The organism is Isoptericola sp. Y541 (genome assembly GCF_059445465.1).
This window is the reverse complement of record NZ_JCAIUJ010000005.1, coordinates 283,359-300,188: the sequence shown is the minus strand read 5'-3', so window position 1 is coordinate 300,188 and position 16,830 is coordinate 283,359. Positions and strand designations below refer to the sequence as shown.

21 protein-coding genes are annotated in these 16,830 nt (G+C 73.6%); 8 read left to right on the top strand and 13 right to left on the bottom strand.

The features are described 5' to 3' along the window. Window positions 1-71: 71 nt before the first annotated feature. The 4 genes from AC1C2V_RS13460 to AC1C2V_RS13445 all read right to left on the bottom strand — a co-directional run bounded on the left by AC1C2V_RS13460 (window position 72) and on the right by AC1C2V_RS13445 (window position 4,330). Window positions 72-1,589: a dihydrolipoamide acetyltransferase family protein gene (locus AC1C2V_RS13460; RefSeq protein WP_495390130.1), complete on the bottom strand. Its 1,518-nt coding sequence runs from the start codon at window positions 1,587-1,589 to the stop codon at window positions 72-74. A gap of 8 nt (window positions 1,590-1,597) precedes the next feature. Continuing rightward, window positions 1,598-2,599 carry an alpha-ketoacid dehydrogenase subunit beta gene (locus tag AC1C2V_RS13455; protein WP_495390129.1) on the bottom strand — a complete coding sequence of 334 codons (1,002 nt, stop codon included), beginning with the start codon at window positions 2,597-2,599 and terminating at the stop codon, window positions 1,598-1,600. After that, window positions 2,596-3,765, bottom strand: coding sequence for a pyruvate dehydrogenase (acetyl-transferring) E1 component subunit alpha (gene pdhA, locus AC1C2V_RS13450; protein ID WP_495390128.1), 1,170 nt, complete (start codon window positions 3,763-3,765; stop codon window positions 2,596-2,598). The genes AC1C2V_RS13455 and pdhA overlap by 4 nt, the downstream gene beginning before the upstream one ends. Window positions 3,766-4,063: 298 nt before the next feature. Then, window positions 4,064-4,330, bottom strand: coding sequence for a DUF805 domain-containing protein (locus AC1C2V_RS13445; RefSeq protein ID WP_495390127.1), 267 nt, complete (start codon window positions 4,328-4,330; stop codon window positions 4,064-4,066). Between the two features lie 97 nt (window positions 4,331-4,427). On the opposite strand from AC1C2V_RS13445, the gene AC1C2V_RS13440 reads away from it, so the two are divergent. From AC1C2V_RS13440 to AC1C2V_RS13415, 6 genes are all read left to right on the top strand, one after another. After that, a complete protein-coding gene (locus AC1C2V_RS13440; RefSeq protein ID WP_495390126.1) occupies window positions 4,428-4,817 on the top strand; it encodes a RidA family protein in 390 nt (129 codons plus the stop codon). Window positions 4,818-4,842: 25 nt separating this feature from the next. Next, window positions 4,843-5,103: a hypothetical protein gene (locus AC1C2V_RS13435; protein WP_495390125.1), complete on the top strand. Its 261-nt coding sequence runs from the start codon at window positions 4,843-4,845 to the stop codon at window positions 5,101-5,103. A 325-nt stretch (window positions 5,104-5,428) separates the two neighbouring features. Then, complete coding sequence (locus AC1C2V_RS13430) at window positions 5,429-5,575, top strand: hypothetical protein (protein ID WP_495390124.1); 147 nt, start codon at window positions 5,429-5,431, stop codon at window positions 5,573-5,575. Between the two features lie 13 nt (window positions 5,576-5,588). Continuing rightward, complete coding sequence (gene dgoD, locus AC1C2V_RS13425) at window positions 5,589-6,734, top strand: galactonate dehydratase (RefSeq protein ID WP_495390123.1); 1,146 nt, start codon at window positions 5,589-5,591, stop codon at window positions 6,732-6,734. Between the two features lie 32 nt (window positions 6,735-6,766). Further along, a complete protein-coding gene (locus AC1C2V_RS13420) occupies window positions 6,767-7,762 on the top strand; it encodes a sugar kinase (protein ID WP_495390122.1) in 996 nt (331 codons plus the stop codon). After that, a complete protein-coding gene (locus tag AC1C2V_RS13415) occupies window positions 7,759-8,385 on the top strand; it encodes a bifunctional 4-hydroxy-2-oxoglutarate aldolase/2-dehydro-3-deoxy-phosphogluconate aldolase (protein WP_495390121.1) in 627 nt (208 codons plus the stop codon). Before AC1C2V_RS13420 ends, AC1C2V_RS13415 begins: the two co-directional genes overlap by 4 nt. Window positions 8,386-8,555: 170 nt before the next feature. Here AC1C2V_RS13415 and AC1C2V_RS13410 read toward each other — a convergent pair whose 3' ends face one another. The 6 genes from AC1C2V_RS13410 to AC1C2V_RS13385 all read right to left on the bottom strand — a co-directional run bounded on the left by AC1C2V_RS13410 (window position 8,556) and on the right by AC1C2V_RS13385 (window position 12,404). After that, window positions 8,556-8,999, bottom strand: a complete 444-nt coding sequence (locus AC1C2V_RS13410; RefSeq protein ID WP_495390120.1) for an SRPBCC family protein — start codon at window positions 8,997-8,999, stop codon at window positions 8,556-8,558. 33 nt (window positions 9,000-9,032) lie between these two features. Beyond that, window positions 9,033-9,392: an ArsR/SmtB family transcription factor gene (locus AC1C2V_RS13405; protein ID WP_495390119.1), complete on the bottom strand. Its 360-nt coding sequence runs from the start codon at window positions 9,390-9,392 to the stop codon at window positions 9,033-9,035. Next, complete coding sequence (locus tag AC1C2V_RS13400; RefSeq protein WP_495390118.1) at window positions 9,389-9,847, bottom strand: SRPBCC family protein; 459 nt, start codon at window positions 9,845-9,847, stop codon at window positions 9,389-9,391. The genes AC1C2V_RS13405 and AC1C2V_RS13400 overlap by 4 nt, the downstream gene beginning before the upstream one ends. A gap of 78 nt (window positions 9,848-9,925) precedes the next feature. Then, a complete protein-coding gene (locus tag AC1C2V_RS13395; protein ID WP_495390117.1) occupies window positions 9,926-10,816 on the bottom strand; it encodes an SCO6745 family protein in 891 nt (296 codons plus the stop codon). 11 nt (window positions 10,817-10,827) lie between these two features. Beyond that, window positions 10,828-12,048, bottom strand: a complete 1,221-nt coding sequence (locus AC1C2V_RS13390) for a pyridoxal phosphate-dependent aminotransferase (RefSeq protein ID WP_495390116.1) — start codon at window positions 12,046-12,048, stop codon at window positions 10,828-10,830. An 80-nt stretch (window positions 12,049-12,128) separates the two neighbouring features. Further along, complete coding sequence (locus AC1C2V_RS13385; protein WP_495390115.1) at window positions 12,129-12,404, bottom strand: MmyB family transcriptional regulator; 276 nt, start codon at window positions 12,402-12,404, stop codon at window positions 12,129-12,131. 117 nt (window positions 12,405-12,521) lie between these two features. On the opposite strand from AC1C2V_RS13385, the gene AC1C2V_RS13380 reads away from it, so the two are divergent. After that, window positions 12,522-13,202, top strand: coding sequence for an SDR family oxidoreductase (locus AC1C2V_RS13380; RefSeq protein WP_495390114.1), 681 nt, complete (start codon window positions 12,522-12,524; stop codon window positions 13,200-13,202). 55 nt (window positions 13,203-13,257) lie between these two features. On the opposite strand, the gene AC1C2V_RS13375 is transcribed toward AC1C2V_RS13380, so the two are convergent. Genes AC1C2V_RS13375 through AC1C2V_RS13365 form a run of 3 tightly spaced genes read right to left on the bottom strand, consistent with a single transcriptional unit; the run spans window position 13,258 to window position 15,535 of the window. Continuing rightward, on the bottom strand, window positions 13,258-13,878 hold the full coding sequence (locus AC1C2V_RS13375) for a class I SAM-dependent methyltransferase (RefSeq protein ID WP_495390113.1): 621 nt from the start codon (window positions 13,876-13,878) through the stop codon (window positions 13,258-13,260). Between the two features lie 5 nt (window positions 13,879-13,883). After that, complete coding sequence (locus tag AC1C2V_RS13370; RefSeq protein ID WP_495390112.1) at window positions 13,884-14,828, bottom strand: transketolase family protein; 945 nt, start codon at window positions 14,826-14,828, stop codon at window positions 13,884-13,886. Beyond that, window positions 14,825-15,535: a thiamine pyrophosphate-binding protein gene (locus AC1C2V_RS13365; RefSeq protein WP_495390111.1), complete on the bottom strand. Its 711-nt coding sequence runs from the start codon at window positions 15,533-15,535 to the stop codon at window positions 14,825-14,827. Before AC1C2V_RS13365 ends, AC1C2V_RS13370 begins: the two co-directional genes overlap by 4 nt. Window positions 15,536-15,622: 87 nt before the next feature. Between AC1C2V_RS13365 and AC1C2V_RS13360 the strand changes: the two genes are divergently transcribed. Continuing rightward, entirely contained in the window at window positions 15,623-16,828 is a 1,206-nt protein-coding gene (locus tag AC1C2V_RS13360) for an NAD(P)/FAD-dependent oxidoreductase (protein ID WP_495390110.1), read from the top strand. Window positions 16,829-16,830 lie beyond the last annotated feature (2 nt).

The window sequence follows — 16,830 nt, the reverse complement described above, 5'->3', positions numbered from 1 at the left end:
GTCGTTTTTGGAACTACCTCGCGGATTTTCGAACTACCTCGCGGGATCTGGGACTACCTCGCGGGTGCTGCTCAGCCCCAGACGAGCCCGTGGGCGGGGTCCTCGAGCACCCTGGCGACGTCGGACAGGAAGCGGGCGCCGAGCTCGCCGTCGACCAGGCGGTGGTCGAAGGACAGCGAGAGCTGGGTGACCCACCGCGCCTTGATCTTGCCCTTGTGCACCCACGGCTGCTTCCGGATCGCTCCGAACGCGAGGATGCCGGCCTCGCCGGGGTTGAGGATCGGGGTGCCCGTGTCGGTGCCGAAGATGCCGACGTTCGTGATGGTGATCGAGCCGCCCGACATGTCCGACGGCGAGGTGCGGCCGGCGCGCGCCGTCGCGGTCAGGTCGGCGATCGCCTTCGCGAGCCCGAGCAGGTCGAGGGTGTGCGCGTCCTTGATGTTCGGCACGACGAGGCCGCGCGGGGTCGCGGCGGCAATCCCCAGGTTGACGTAGTGCTTGTAGACGATCTCCTGCGCGGCGTCGTCCCAGCTCGCGTTGATCTCCGGGTGCCGGTTGACGGCGAGCACCATCGCCTTGGCCGCGACGAGCAGCGGCGTGACGCGCACGTCGGCGAAGTCGCGGTCCTCCTTGAGCCTGGCGACGAGCTTCATCGTCTTCGTGACGTCGATCGTCTGGAAGACCGTGACGTGCGGGGCGGTGAACGCGCTGGCCACCATCGCCTCGGCCGTGCGCTTGCGCACCGACTTCACGGGCACGCGCGTCTGTCGCCCGTCGTGTGTGACGGCGCCCGAGGCGAGCCACGGCCGGTCGTCGTCGGGGTACGTGGCCAGGGCCTTGGGCGCCGCGCCCTCGGCGTGCGCGACGACGTCCTCCCGCGTGACGATCCCGCCCGGGCCGCTGGGGTGCACCGACGTGAGGTCGACGCCCAGGTCCTTGGCGAGCTTGCGCACCGGCGGCTTCGCGAGCACCCGCGCGCCGGGGGCCGACGACGCGGGCACGCTCGCCATCGCCCGCTCGATCCCCCCGCTGGTTGAGCTTGTCGAAACCCGACTCTTCTTGGTCTCGACAGGCTCGACCGACGAGGTGGTCTCGACAGGCTCGACCGGCGGGGTGGTCTCGACAGGCTCGACCGACGAGGTGGTCTCGACAGGCTCGACCGGCGAGCGGGTCTCGACAGGCTCGACCGACGGGGTGGAGGCTCGCCGCCGGCGCCGCCGACCGGAGCCGGTGTCGCCGCCGGTGCCGTACCCGACGAGCACGGCACCCGAGCCCTCGCCCGACCCGTAGTACACAGCCTCGTCGGAGGAGCCCCCCGAGGACCCGGGGGCGTCCGCGGGCGCGTCGGCACCGGTGCTGACCTCGATGATGGGCGTGCCGACGTCGACCGTGGTGCCCTCCTCGGCGAGCAGCGCCGTGACGGTGCCGGCCCACGGCGACGGCAGCTCGACGAGCGACTTGGCGCTCTCGATCTCCACGAACACCTGGTTGACCGCGACGGTGTCGCCGACGGCGACGCGCCACTCGACGATCTCGGCCTCCGTCAGGCCCTCACCGACGTCGGGCAGGGGGAAACGCTGCGTGGTCATCGGTCTCCTCAGAACGCCAGGGCGCGGTCGACGGCGTCCACGACGCGGTCGACGCTCGGCAGGTAGTCGTGCTCGATCTTCGCCACCGGGTACGGGGCGTGGAATCCGCCCACGCGCAGCACCGGCGCCTCGAGCACGTAGAAGCACTCCTCGGAGACCCGCGCCGCGACCTCGGAGCCCGCCCCGAGGAAGGACGGCGCCTCGTGCACGACCACGCAGCGCCCGGTCCGTCGGACCGACTCGGTCACCGTGGGGACGTCGAGCGGCGAGATCGTGCGGAGGTCCACGACCTCGGCGCTCGTGCCCTCGGCGGCCAGGGCGTCGGCGGCCTTGAGGGCCGTCGCGACCGTCGGTCCGTATGCGACCAGCGTGACGTCGGTGCCGGGCCGGGCGATGCGCGCACGGTTCAGCACGTCGGCCGCGCCGGCGGCCTCGGTGGCCGGGTAGGGGCCGGTCTCGACGTCGCCCTTGGACCAGTAGCGGGCCTTGGGCTCGAAGAACAGCACCGGGTCGGGCGAGCCGACCGCCGCGCGGATCATGTCGTACGCGTCCTGCGGGGTGGACGGCGAGACGACGCGCAGGCCCGGCGTGTGCGCGAACAGCGCCTCCGGGCTCTCCGAGTGGTGCTCGATCCCGCCGATACCGCCGCCGTAGGGGATGCGGATGACGACGGGCACCTGCAGGCGGCCGCTCGAGCGGTAGTGCAGCTTGGCGAGCTGGGTGGTGATCTGGTCGTAGGCGGGGAAGACGAACCCGTCGAACTGGATCTCGCACACCGGCCGGTAGCCGCGCAGGGCCAGCCCGATCGCCGTGCCGACGATGCCGGACTCCGCGAGCGGCGTGTCGACCACGCGGTCCTCGCCGAAGTCCTTCTGCAGCCCGTCCGTGACGCGGAAGACGCCGCCGAGCCGGCCGACGTCCTCCCCCATGACCAGGACCTTCTCGTCGGACTCCAGCGCGGAGCGCAGGCCCTCGGTGATGGCGCGGGCGAAGGTGAGGGTCTCGCTCATCGGGCCGCCTCCGTGCTCGTCTCGCTCTCGTACTGCTCGAACCACGCGCGCTCGGTCGCGACCTGCGCGTGCTCCGTCGCGTACACGTGGTCGAACATCGCGGTGGCCGGCGGGGCGCCGAGCTCGCGCACCTCGGCGCGCAGGCGCTCACTGAGCGCGTCCGCGTCGCGGTCGATCTGGGCGGCCCAGTCGTCGTCCCAGCTGTCCTCCGCCCGCAGCAGCGCGGCGAGCCGGTCGATCGGGTCGCGCTGGCGCCAGTACTCCTCCTCGGCCCGCTCGCGGTACCGGGTGGGGTCGTCGGAGGTGGTGTGCGCGCCCATCCGGTACGTGTACGCCTCGATGAACGTGGGCCCGCCGCCGGCGTGCGCGCGCTCGATCGCCTCGGCCGTCACGGCCCAGCAGGCGAGGACGTCGTTGCCGTCGACGCGCACGCTCGGGATGCCGAAGCCCTCGCCGCGCCGGTACAGCGGCACGCGCGACTGGCGCGTCGTGGGCTCGGAGATAGCCCACTGGTTGTTCTGGCAGAAGAACACCACGGGGGCGTTGTTGACGGCCGCGAAGACGAGCGCCTCGCTGACGTCGCCCTGGCTGGTGGCGCCGTCGCCGAAGTACGTGACGACGGCGGCGTCGCGCGCGGGGTCCCCGGTGCCGACCGCGCCGTCGCGCTGCACGCCCATCGCGTAGCCCGTCGCGTGCAGCACGTGGGAGCCGATGACGAGCGTGTACAGGTTCACGTTGAACTCGGCCGGGTCCCAGCCGCCGTGGTCCACGCCGCGGTACAGGCGCAGGCGGTCGACCGGGTCGACGCCGCGCACGTGCAGCACGCCGTGCTCGCGGTAGGAGGGGAAGACGTAGTCCTGCGGGGCCAGCGCGTACGCGGACCCGACCTGGGCTGCCTCCTGGCCACGGCCCTGCGCGTACAGCGCGAGCTCGCCCTGGCGCTGCAGGGCCGTGGCCTCGTCGTCGAACCGTCGCGTCAGCACCATGTCGCGGTACAGGGCGCGCAGATCCTCGGAGGTGAGGTGATCGACACGCGAGCGGTAGGTCGCGTTGTCGGGTTCGACGACACGCTCGCCGGTGGGCGAGACGAGCTGGACGAGGGGTGTGGCGTCGGCGGGCACGACGTCAGGCTCGTGGGTCACCTCGTCGGGTGTGGTGTGCGGCACGCGTTCTCCTTCGCTGGCGGCCCCGGGCGGGGCGGGCTGCACCGGCACGGACAAGGTCCCGACGGTCGCACCCGCCGGAACCTACGCCTACGTAGCCTACGCCAGCGTAGGTTGCTGCCCAGGGGGCGCACCCCCCGATATCGGTGCCAACGTCCCCCCGGTCATTTTGGAGGTTTTCTCCAAAACGGCGGGGTTCCGCCCGCTCGCCCGTGGCCCGTCGCGACAGCTCCCCCGTGGCCCGTCGCGGCAGGTCGGCGCAAGGGTTGGCGCGAGGGTTGGCGCGAGGTCAGCGCGCAGGTCAGCGCGGCGGGATCTGCCCGTCCCGCAACGCGTCCCGCTCACGCAGCACTGGCCAGCGCGAGAACGCGAAGACGAGGAACATCACGATGTTGAGGATCGGCACGATGCCGACGAGCACCCACCATCCCGAGTACCCGGCCTTCTGGATGATCCGGATGCAGGCGATCAGGATCACCACCAGGAAGGCGATGTACACGACGATGGCCGCCCCGCCGAACAGCCATCCGTAGTCCTCGGTGAGCTGGTCGTAGTCCCAGTTGTCCATGGTCAGAGAGTCTTCCGTGCCCCCGGACGGTCGCAACCCGAGGGCGTGTCGGTGGCGGGCGGGACGCTCGGCACACACCTCGACGAAGGGACCCGCCATGGCGACGCCGACGCCCGTCAACCCGCCGCAGCTGCACCAGAACCCCGCGTTCGCGTGGGGCATGATCCTGCCCGCCGGGCGCACGCTCTATGTGGGCGGGCAGAACGGCACCGACCCCGACGGCGCACTCGTCGACGGGGGCCTCGGGCCGCAGACCGAGCAGGCGCTGCGCAACGTCCTCGCCGTGCTCGCGGAGGCCGGCACCGATGCCGAGCACGTCGCGAAGCTGACCATCTACCTCGACCCGTCCGTCGACCCGAACGACGGCTACGCCGCCTCGGCGAAGGTCTGGCGGGCGCGCACGGCCGTCACCGTCCTGGCCCTTGCGCCCGCGCGGCCCGGCGCGCTCGTCGAGGTCGAGGCGGTCGCCTCGATCCCCGAAGACTGACGCGGGCGCGCCCTAGGGTGGGCCCGTGCCCATGAGACGTCGCCACCAGGTCGCCCGGTGGCTCGCAGTCGTCGCGCTGTGCCTCGCCGTCGCCGACGGGTTCCGGTGGGGCAACCGCTGGTACGTCTCGACGATGTTCGACGGCCCCGGCGAGGCGGGCCTGTCCGCCGACTTCCTGGCGAAGGCGCACGGCGCGCTCCTCCACGGCCTGGGCTGGCTCGCCCTCGCGATCCTCGCGGCCGGCGTCGGCTGGCGGCTCCAGGTCGTCCGGCGTCCCGCCGCCTGACTTCGCCGACGGGTGATGGGGGACAACCGACGCGCGTCCGGTGGGCCTGCGTCCCTGTGCGCCGCCTTCCGTCTGCGTGAAGACGACGCGCAGGGACGTTGGCCGAGGACTGCGCATGACTTCCGTCCCTGGACGTCGCCTTCCGCCGGCCGAAGACGACGTCCAGGGTCGTGGGTCGGCCACGCCGGCGGGCCGCCGCCACCTCGATCGGGTTCGACCGCACCGTGAGCGCGGGCTCGGCCGGCGGCGGGGACCGTGGCAGGCTCGTCGGGTGCCTGTCACCTCCGGCCGCAGCGACGCCGCTGTTCGGTCACTTCGGGATCGAGTGGGACCTCACGCGCGCGACGCCCGAGCAGCGTTGCGCGGCCTCGACCCGGACCGGCGCTACCGCGTCACGCCGCTGCCGCTGAGCCGCGAGGTGTTCGGCGTCTGGACGACCCCGCCGTGGTTCCGCCCTGCCGTCGACGACTGAGAGAGCACACACCGTGAAGATCACCAGGCTCGAGACCTTCCTCGTTCCGCCCCGCTGGCTGTTCCTGCGCATCGAGACCGACGAGGGCGTGGTCGGCTGGGGCGAGCCCGTCATCGAGGGCCGCGCGCACACCGTCGCCGCCGCCGTCGACGAGCTGGCCGACCACCTGATCGGCGCCGACCCGCTGCGCATCGAGGACCACTGGCAGGTCATGACCAAGGGCGGCTTCTACCGCGGCGGCCCGGTGCTCTCCAGCGCGGTCGCCGGGATCGACCAGGCGCTGTGGGACATCGCCGGCAAGGTGCGCGGCGCCCCCGTGCACGAGCTGCTGGGCGGCCCGGTGCGCGACCGCGTGCGGGCGTACTCGTGGATCGGCGGAGACGACCCGTCCCAGGCCGCCGAGCACGCCCAGGCGCGGCGCGAGCAGGGGTTCACCGCTGTGAAGATGAACGCCACCGGGCCGCAGGGCGCCCACCTCACCACGAGCGACATCGACGGCGTGCTTGAGCGGGTCGCTGCCGCGCAGGCCGCCCTCGGCCCCGACGGCGGGGTCGCGGTGGACGCGCACGGGCGCCTCACGCCCGCCGCGGCACGCACGCTGTGCCGCGAGCTGGAGCCGCTGCGGCCGATGTTCGTCGAGGAGCCGGTGGTGCCCGAGCTGTCGTTCGAGCTGCCCCGGCTGTGCGACTCCACGAGCGTGCCCATCGCCACCGGCGAGCGGCTGTACTCCCGGTGGGACTTCCGCGAGGTGCTTGGCTCCGGCATCGCGGTGGCGCAGCCAGACCTCTCGCACGCGGGCGGCATCTCGGAGTCGCGGCGCATCGCCGCGATGGCGGAGGTGTACGGCGTGCAGGTCGCGCCGCACTGCCCCCTCGGCCCGGTCGCCCTGGCCGCGTGCCTGCAGCTCGACCTCGCGACCCCGAACACCCTCATCCAGGAGATGTCGATCGGCATCCACTACAACCAGGGCGCCGACCTCCTCGACTACCTGGTGGATCCCGAGCCGCTCACGCCGCGCGACGGGTACCTGCCCCGGCTCACCGGGCCCGGGCTCGGCGTCGAGGTGGACGAGGACGCGATCCGCGCCGCCGCCAAGGTCGGCCACCGCTGGCGCAACCCCGTCTGGCGCGACGACCAGGGCGCGTTCACCGAGTGGTGAGACCGACGACCACCACGAGCGGAGGGGACGACATGACCGAGGCACCTCGAGGGCCCCGGGCGCTGTGCGTGGGCGAGACGATGGCGATGCTCGCCCCGGACGGCCCGCTGCGCGGGGCGGGCGTGTTCACGCTGGCGCACGCGGGCGCCGAGTCCAACGTGGCCCAGCACCTGACGGACCTCGGCGTGCCGACGGCGTGGGCCGGCCGGCTCGGGTCGGACGCCCTCGGCGACCGCGTGCTCGACGCGCTCTCCGCCCTCGACACCCGCTGGGTGGCACGCGACCCGCAGGCCCCCACCGGCCTCATGGTCAAGGACCCGGCGCCCGGCGGCACGCGGGTGGCGTACTACCGCGCGGGCTCCGCGGCGTCCCGCCTCGCGCCCGACGACGTCGCGGCGTGGCCGCTCGACGACGTGGAGCTCGTGCACGTCTCGGGCGTCACGGCGGCGCTGTCCGACTCGGCGCTGGCCATGGTGCGCCGCCTGGTCCGCGACGCGCGCGCCCGCGGCGCGCTCGTGTCCTTCGACGTCAACCACCGGCCGCGCCTGTGGGAGTGCGAGAACCCCGCCCGCTCGGCGACCGCGGGCGACGCGCCCGCGATCCTCGCCGAGCTGGCCGACGCCGCCGACGTCGTGCTGGTCGGCCTCGACGAGGCGCAGCGGCTCTGGCCGGTCACGACGGCGCTCGACGTCGCCGCGCACCTCCCGTCGCCCGGCCGGGTCGTCGTCAAGGACGGTGCCCACGAGGCGGTGGAGATCGACCGGACCGGCGGCGAGGCCGTGGTGCACCGCGGCCCGGCCCGAGCCGTCGCCGAGATCGTCGAGCCGGTCGGCGCCGGGGACGCGTTCGCCGGCGGCTACCTGGCCGCGCTGCTGCGCGGCGACGACGCCGACCGCCGCCTCGCGCTCGGCCACTCGCTCGCCGCCTGGACCCTCGGCAGCGCCCTCGACCACCGGCCCGGGCACGGCCCCGACGTCCGGCCGCACGACAGCACACCAAGCACACCAAGCACTGGAGCCCCCGCATGACCCCCGCCGACAGCCAGCCCGACCTCGACCGCCTCCTCGGCGCCCAGCGCGTCATGGTGGTGCTGCGCGGCCACGGCACGGACCGCACCCTCGAGCTCGCGCACCAGGCGTGGGACCTGGGCATCCGGTCCGTCGAGGTGCCGATCGGCCGCCCGGAGGACGTGCCCGTCCTGGCCGAGGTGGTGCGCGCGGGCGCCGCGCGCGACCTCGCCGTGGGCGCGGGCACGGTGATCACGACCGGCCAGGTGGACGCCGCTGCCGGCGCGGGCGCCGCCTACACGCTGGCCCCCGGCCTGGACCTCGACGTCCTCGCCGCGAGCGTCGCCGCCGGTCTGCCGCACGTGCCGGGCGTCAGCACGCCCAGCGAGCTGCAGCAGCTCGTGGTGCGCGGCGTGCGCTGGGCCAAGGCGTTCCCCGCGTCCGCCCTCGGCCCGGCGTGGCTGTCGTCGATGCGCGGCCCGTTCCCCGGCCTCGCGCTGGTGGCGATGGGCGGCCTCGACGCCAAGAGCGCCGGCGACTACCTGCGGGCCGGCGCCCGCGTCGTCGCGCTCGGCAGCGCGCTGTCCGACGCCGCCCAGCTCCCCGCCCTCGCCGAGCTGCTCGCGCCGAACCGCCCCGCCTGAGCCGCGCTGGAGACCTCTGATGCTGCCCGCCTCCCTACGACGCCTGGTTCCCCGACAGCGAGCTCGACGGGACGTACGGGTATGGCGTGACGCGCTGCTCGCCGTCCTGCCCGCCGACGTCGTCCTGGACGAGCAGACCGCGCGGCGCGGCGTGGGCTGGTCCGGGTCGCTCAGTTCCAGTCGTCGATCTTCACGTCGCCGGGCGACGGCGCGCCCGCACCGTCCTCCACCAGCGCCTTGAGGCTCAGCAGGAACGTGGCCCACTTGGTGCTGCAGTGGTGCATGAATTCCACCGGCTCGCGCCAGCCGCGGTGCGCGAACAGCAGGATCGTCCAGGCGCCGTCCTGGCGCAGCTCCCACTCGATCGTCGTCCCGATCCACTCGTCGGCGCCGCCGACCACCCGCCACACCACCCGCTGCTGCGGCCGCAGCTCGACGACCTCCATGTCGAACCCGCCAGCCGGGAATCGGAACTCGAGCGTGCCCCCGAGGCCGGCGTCCCCCGTCGTCTTCTCGGTCCACCAGCCGGCGAGGCCCTCGACCGTCGTCAGCGCTTCGTACACCTTCTCCGGCGTCGGGGTCGTGACCCCGATCCTGTGCAGGATGTCCACCATCGTTCCGCTCCTTGTCTCGTGGGCCGACGGACGTCAGCCCCGGTCCCGGTCCTGCCGGGTGCTTTCGATCGCCTCGGCGAACCCCTTGATGCGCTGCATTCGCGCGTCCCACGCCCTACCGACCGACGCGAGCTGGTCCGCGGCCTTCGCGAGCTGGGCGGCGTCCACCTGGCACTGCTTCGCCGGCCCCACCGCCGTCGAGCGCACGAGACCCGCGCGGTCGAGCACGTCCAGGTGCTTCGCCACCGCCTGTCGGGTCACCGGCAGCTGCCGGCTCAGCGACGTGGCGGTGCCGCCGCCGTCGGCGAGCAGCAGATCGAGGATGCGGCGCCGCGTGGGGTCCCCGATCGCGGACCAGAGGTCGTCGTCCACTGGCGATGCCGGCCCTGTCACGGCCGGACCCCCAGCGACTCGGCGTATGGCGCCAGGCGGGGCAGGTAGAAGGCCCAGCCGTCGACGTGCTCGCGGTAGCGCTGCTCGAGCACCGCGATCTCCCAGCCCATCTCGCGGAAGCCGGTCTCGGTCATGCGCAGCAGCGTGCCGCCATTCTGCGGCACGAGCTCGAAGGTGACGAGGAGCGAGTTTCCCTCGGCCGCCCGTTCCCCCGCCGGGTGCGTCCAGCGGAACGAGAACGTCCGCGGCGGCAGCGACTCGACGACGGTGAACTGCTCCACGTTCCCGTCGGCGGGGTCGCCGAAGACGATCTCTCCCGTCCCGCCGGGCGCAGGGTCGTAGCGGGCGTCGTCCGGCCACCACTGCTTGACGTGCTCCGGACTGCTCACCACCTCGAAGACGACCTCGGGTGACGCCTCGACGTAGATCTCGCGCTCGATGCTTCCCAGCTCCATGACCCCTCCTGCAACCATTGGTTGCACATCAAGGTAGCCCGGTCGGACGTGGAGTGCAACCATTTGTTGCGCGAACTGCTAGGAGACCTGGACCTTGCCGATCCCGAGGGTGTTGGTGCGGGGGAACAGGCCGGTCCGGAAGTTGGCCTCGCGAACGGGCTGGGTCAGCGCCGCGAGCCGGCCCGACTTCCGCGTGCCCAGCGCCGCCCACGGCCCGACGGCCAGCTCGTCGGTGGTCCGCTCGACGGTGTCGCGCAGCACGCGGCCCTTGTCGGTGGCCTGCCCGGCCGCGTCGACCAGCCCACGGGTGGCGAGGCGGTCCTGCGCTGACGCCCACTCGCTCTCGGTCCAGCCGCGCCCCGCGAAGGCCTCGACCGGCGCGGCACCGATCGCTGCGAAGGAGACCAGCGCCTCGACGGGGTCGAGGCCCGCGGTCAGCAGGGCGGCCACGTGCCCGTCCCCGCGGTGCTCCCGGAGGACGCCGATGGCGTGCCAGAGCGCCAGGTGGGGCTCGTCCGGCCACGGCAGGTCGGCGTTGGCAGCGGCGACCGGCCGGCCGGCGGTGTCCGCCGCCTCGGCCGCCTGCCGCGCCAGGTCGGCGGCCTCGGCCAGGTCGTCGACCCGCTCGTCGAACTGATCGCCGAGGACCGCGCGATACATGGCATCGGCGCCCCGCAGGCGGGCCTCGAGGATCCTCTCCGGCGACGCGATCGCCCAGGCAGCCGGGACATGCTCGGCCACGGCGCGAGGGCTGAAGCTGTAGAAGCCGGCGGCGACCGCCCGGGTGCCCGCAGCGCCGAGGGGGGCGGCGCGCCACGCGAAGTAGCTGGGCCAGCGCGTCTCGATGTCGAAGCCCAGGTTCTCAGCCTCCGCGAACACCTCGGGCGCGTACCAGTAGAGGGCGTGCACGGGCTCCAGCGCGTGCCACATCTGCCGGGCGAAGCCGGGCTCCGTCGCCACCGACGTCATGTCCCGAGCCCCTAGCCCTGGCGTCGGGTGGCGAGGAACTCGCCGATGCGGCCGATGGCCTCCTCGAGGATCTCCTCGTCGGGCAGCGTGACCAGCCGGAAGTGGTCGGGGGCGGTCCAGTTGAACCCGGTGCCGTGGGTGACCAGGATCTTCTTGGCCCGCAGCAGGTCGATGACGAACCGCTCGTCGTCGTCGATCGGGTACATCTGGGGGTCCAGCCGCGGGAAGCAGTAGAGCGCGCCGCGCGGCCGCACGGACGTGACGCCCGGGATCTCGTTGAGCAGCTTGTCGGCGAGCATGGCCTGGTCGTAGAACCGCCCGCCCGGCACGATGAGCTCGTCGATCGACTGGTACCCGCCCAGCGCGGTCTGGATGGCGTGCTGCGCGGGCACGTTGGCGCACATGCGCATGTTGGCCAGCAGGGTGAGGCCCTCGAGGAACTCGGTGGCGTTCTCCTTGGGGCCCGAGATCATGACCCACCCTGCCCGGTACCCGCACACCCGGTACGCCTTGGACAGGCCGCTGAACGTCAGGCACAGCACATCGTCGCCCGCGGCAGCCGCGGCGTGGTGGTGCGTGGCGCCGTCGAACAGGATCTTCTCGTAGATCTCGTCGGTGAGGACCACGAGGTCGTGGCGGCGGGCGATGTCGACCATCGCCTCCACCATCTCTTTGCTGTACACGGCGCCGGTGGGGTTGTTCGGGTTGATGATCACCAGGGCTTGGGTGTTCTCGGTGATCTTCGCCTCGATGTCCTCGAGGTCCGGCATCCAGCCGTTCTCCTCGTCGCACCGGTAGTGCACCGCCGTGCCGCCGCACAGTGTCACCGCACCCGTCCACAACGGGTAGTCCGGCGCCGGCACGAGGATCTCGTTGCCCTCGTCGACGAACGCCTGCAGCACCATCGAGATGAGCTCGGAGACGCCGTTGCCGATGAAGACGTCCTCCACCGTCGTGTCGCGCAGCCCGCGCGACTGGTAGTACTGCGCCACCGCGGTGCGTGCCTCGTAGATGCCGCGCGAGTCGCTGTACCCCTGCGCCTCCGGCAGGTGATGCACGACGTCGGCCTGGATGGCCGCCGGTGCCTCGAAGCCGAACGGCGCCGTGTTGCCGATGTTCAGCCTGAGGATGCGATGGCCCTCGGCCTCGAGGCGCTGGGCCTCGACGAGGATGGGACCGCGGACGTCGTAGCGGACGCCGCGGAGCTTGCGGCTCTGTCGGATGGTACGCACGGGGACCATCTTCCCCCGCCGGAGCCGTGCCGGACACGGCCATTCCGCGACGAGCGGACCTTCCTCGACGACGTCGCAGGTCAGCGGGCCACGTTGCCGCCGGTCGCGGCGGCGCCCGTCGCGGCGTCGTCCCGCGTCGTCACCGCGGGCGCGGCCCCGACCAGCGCGTCCAGACGCTCCAGGCGCTGGGCGGTGGCGTCGTCGGCGGGCGTCATGAGGATGATGCGGTCGCCGCGGGCGCGGTCGAGCCACAGGCTCTGGAAGTGCACGTCCAGGCGCCCGACCCGCGCGGACCGGTAGCGGCGCAACTGGGTGCGGTCGCCCGCGACGTCGTACGACTCCCAGTGCGCGCGCATCGCCAGAGCCGGATCGGACGAAGCAGGCGACCGGGCCGACGAACAGGACGTCCGGGGTGGCAATCCGGCCCCCGGTGAGCGACGGTAGAACCCCACGCTCGACGCTCGGAGGTCGTCATGAAGGTCGTCGTCATCGGTGCGCTCGGCAAGGTCGCACGCCTGCTTGTTCCCCTCCTCGTGGACGGCGGCACGGGGCCCGTCGTCGACGTCGTCGGCGTGGTGCGCAAGCCGGACCAGGTGGATCGCGTGGCCGACCTCGGCGCGGAGCCGCTGCTCCTGGACGTCGAGCACGCGAACGCCGACGAGATCGCCGCCGCGATCACCGGCGCCGACGCCGTGGTGTGGTCCGCCGGGGCGGGCGGCGGCAGCCCCGAGCGCACGTACGCGGTCGACCGCGACGCCGCGATCCGCTCCATGGACGCGGCCGCGAGCGCCGGGGTGCGGCGGTACGTGATGGTGTCGTGGATCGGCTCGACGCCGGACCACGGCGTGCCGGAGAGCGCGGGCTTCTTCGCCTACGCGGACGCGAAGCTCGCCGCCGACGACCACCTGCGCACCACCGACCTCGACTGGACGATCCTCGGGCCCGGCACCCTCACGGACGACCCGCCCAGCGGCCGCATCACCCTCCTGCCCGAGGCGGGCCCCGTGCCCGCCGGGTCGGACACGAGCGTGCCGCGCGCCGACGTCGCCCAGGTGGCCGCCGCCGCGCTGCGCGAGCCCGCCACCGTCGGCCGCTTCGTCCGGTTCTCGGCCGGGGACACCCCGATCCCCGCCGCCCTGCGCAACCTGGAGTAAGCGCCGCGCCTTGATCAAGGTTTCGCCGAAACCTTGATCAGCGTGGCGGTCATGGTCAAGGTTCCAGCGTTCGGACACCCTGACGCCGCGCGCTGATCGCGCCGTGCGGGCGCGCGCCCCGTTCCGTGCGGGTGCGCGTCTCGAGGACGTCGAACCCCGCGTCCGCGAGGCGGGAGCCCAGCTCGTCCGCCGGCCAGTACCAGGCGGTGGTGACCGCGTGGTCGAACGGCTCGACGCGCGGGCCCCGGAAGAACCCGACGAGCAGGCCGCCGCCGGGCGCGACGACGCGGGCGAGCTCGGTCAGCACCACGTCGAGCGACTCCGGCGCGGTGTGGATGAGCGAGTACCAGGCGAGGACGCCGCCCAGGCTTCCGTCCGGGACGCCGAGGTCGGCGAGGCCGGCCCGGCGGAACTGAATGTCCGGGAACCGCGACCTCGCGTGGTCGAGGAACGGGGCGGCGAGGTCCACGCCCTCGGCGTCGAGCCCCTGGCGCGCGAGGAAGTCCGTCCAGTGCCCAGGCCCACAGCCCGCGTCGACCACGCGGCCGTCGAGGCCGGCGGCCCACCCGGCAACGAGGTCCCGGTCCCGCTCGTCCGCCGCCTCGATCGTGCCGAACAGGTCGATGTACTCCGCCGCGCGCGCCGCGTAGGCCGCGCTGGGGTGCTGGCTGGTCACGACCCTCAGCCTAGGAACCCCTCCACCCGGCGGCGGATCCCCGCGGCGTCGAGGCCGTGCGCGGCGGCATGGTCGCGCGGGGTGCCGTACCGGCGCAGCTCGACGTCGCCGGGCACGCCCACGTGCAGCACGCGGCTCGGCCGGTCGACGAGGGCCGCGGCCACGGCGCCGGCGCTGGTGCCCTCCAGGTACGGCTCGACGACGGCGAGCACCGACGCGGGGCCACTTCCCGAGGGCAGTAGCGCCCGCAGCCCCTTGGCGTCGAGCGGGTGCGGGGTGGCGGTCCACGCGACGCGGACCGGCAGGTCGGCGGTTGCCTCCAGCACCGTGTCGAGCATGGGACCGACGGCGACGACGAGCGGCCCGCCCTCCCCCGCTCCCACGCCGTCGCGCAGCAGGTGCAGGCGCCCGTCCACCGGGTGCGGCCGGGAGTTGCGCTGCCCGGACAGGCGCACGTAGACGCGGCCGGTACCCGCGGCCTCGCGGTGCAGGATCTCGGCCACCTCGTCCGCGTGGCCCGGCACGTGCACCGTCCACCCCGGCAGGGCGGAGATCAGCGCGACGTCCGCCGGCGACTGGTGGGTGCGACCGCCGGCGCTCACGTCGTACGACCCGCCAGCGCTCACCAGCACGGCACCGACGTCCTGGTGCCCGAGGTCGAGCTTGACCTGCTCGTACGGCCGCTCGACGAGGAACGAGGCGAAGGTGTGCACGATCGGGCGCCGGCCGGCCAGGGCGAGCCCGCCCGCCACGCCGATCAGCGCCTGCTCGCGGATCCCCACGTCGATCACGCGGCCGGGGTGGCGCGCGATGGCGCGGCCCATGTAGCCGGAGCCGATGACGGCCAGGACGACGTCGACGTCGGGGTGCGCGTCGAGCACCGGGTCGAGCTCGTCGTAGAAGCGCGTGCGCAGATCGAGTGCCTGTGGGGCCGGCGCGATGGCGGTCATGCGGTCTCCTTCATGGTGGTGTCGACGACCACGACGGTCGGCCGGTCGGGCTCCGTGCGCCGCAGCGCGCCGGCGAGGGCGGCGGGATCCCGGGTGCCGACGTCCGCCGCCGACCACCCCTCGACGTCGAACCGGGCGCCGATACCGCCGGGCCAGCCGAGCGAGTCGCTGTGGTTGTCGACCACGACGCAGGTGAGGTTGCCCAGGCCGTAGCGGCCGGCGACGGCGATCGCCTCGGCGTTGCTGCCCTCGTCGAGCTCGGCGTCGCCCACCAGCACGACCACCCGCGCGGGCGACCGGTCGCGCAGCCCCAGCGCGAGCCCCACCGCGATCGGCAGCCCGTGGCCGAGCGACCCGCTGCCGATCTCGATGCCGGGCACCAGCGTGCGGTCGGGGTGGTGCCCGAGGGGCGACTCCCACGACGCGACGTCGTCCAGCCAGGTCTCCGGGAAGAACCCCTTCGCGGCCAGGACGGCGTACGTCGACGCGGGCCCGTGCCCCTTGGAGAGCAGGAACCGGTCCCGATCGGGGTCGTCGGGGCGCTCGGGATCGACCCGCAGCACCTGGTCGTACAGGGCCCACACGACGTCGAGCGTCGAGTGGGCGCTCGGGTCGTGCTTCTCATCGCCCGTCTGGCGGGCGACGAGGCGCCGTACCTCCCGGGGGACCGCGGTGGGGACGGTGTCTGTCGGCGTGGTCGTCGTCATCCCCCGATGCTGTGACCTCAACCACGCTTGAGGTCAAGGCCGATGTCACAGCCGCGGAGCCTGTCTCGTCCCGTGGACATGCACACCATGACGAGCACCCACGTCCTGATCGTCGGCGCAGGGTTCGCCGGCAGCATGGCGGCGGTCCGGCTGGCGGGACGAGCCCGCGGCCAGGTTCACGTCACCGTCGTCAACCCGCGCCCGAGGTTCGTCAACCGGCTGCGGCTCCACCACCTCGCCATCGGGCGACAGGTTGCCGCCCCGAGCATCCGCGACCTGCTGGGCTCCGACGTCACGTTCGTCGAGGGCCGGGTCACCGCCCTCGACCCCGACGGAGGTCGGGCCACCATCACGAGCGAATCCGATCCCCGCACGACCCGCGACCTGCGCTTCGACCAGGTCGTCCTGGCCACGGGCAGCACCACCGAACCGGTGCCGGTCCCGGGCGGCGAGCATGCCTACGCCGTCGGGTCCCTGGAGTCCGCCGAACACCTGCGCCCTGCCTTCGCCGAGCTTCCCGCCGGCGCGGACGTCGCCGTCGTGGGCGGCGGGTTCACGGGTCTCGAGACCGTGGGCGAGCTGTCCGAGGCCCGGCCCGACCTGAAGGTCCGCCTGATCACCTCCGGCGAGGTCGGCGGCTGGTTCGGGAGCCGCGCCGCCCGGCACGTGCGCGCGAGTCTCGACCGGCTGGGCATCGAGACCGTGAGCGGGGCCCGCGTCCGCGCCGTCGAACGCGACCGGCTGCTTCTCGACGACGGCGCCGAGGTGCCGTCCGCCCTGACCGTCTGGTGCGGCGGGTTCACCCCGCCGCCGCTCGCCCGCGAGACCGGCCTCGACGTCGACGCGGCCGGTGCCGTCCTGACCGACGCCGCGCTGCGGTCCGTGTCCCACCCGCAGGTGCTGGCCGTCGGCGACGCCGGTCACACCACCGCGCCGCACGGCGGTCGATACAGCATGTCGTGCCAGTTCGCGTTCCCGTCCGGCGCGCACGCCGCGGACGTGCTGCGCGCCGAGGCCCTCGGACTGACCGACGGCGGACGGGCGCCCTTCGATCTCGGCTTCCTGGGGCGCTGCGTCAGCGTGGGCGGCCGCGCCGCCGTGCTGCAGCTCACGACCCGCGACGACGTCGCCACCGAGCAGGCCTGGACCGGTCCGGGAGTGACCGCGTTCAAGCGGTTCCAGGTACGCGGCGTGGTGTCCACGATCGGTGTCGCGCGCCGCCTGCCCGGGCTGATGCGCTGGGCCGGTTCGGGGCGCTCGTCCGACGCCGCGGAGGCCCGGCTGGCAGGCTGATC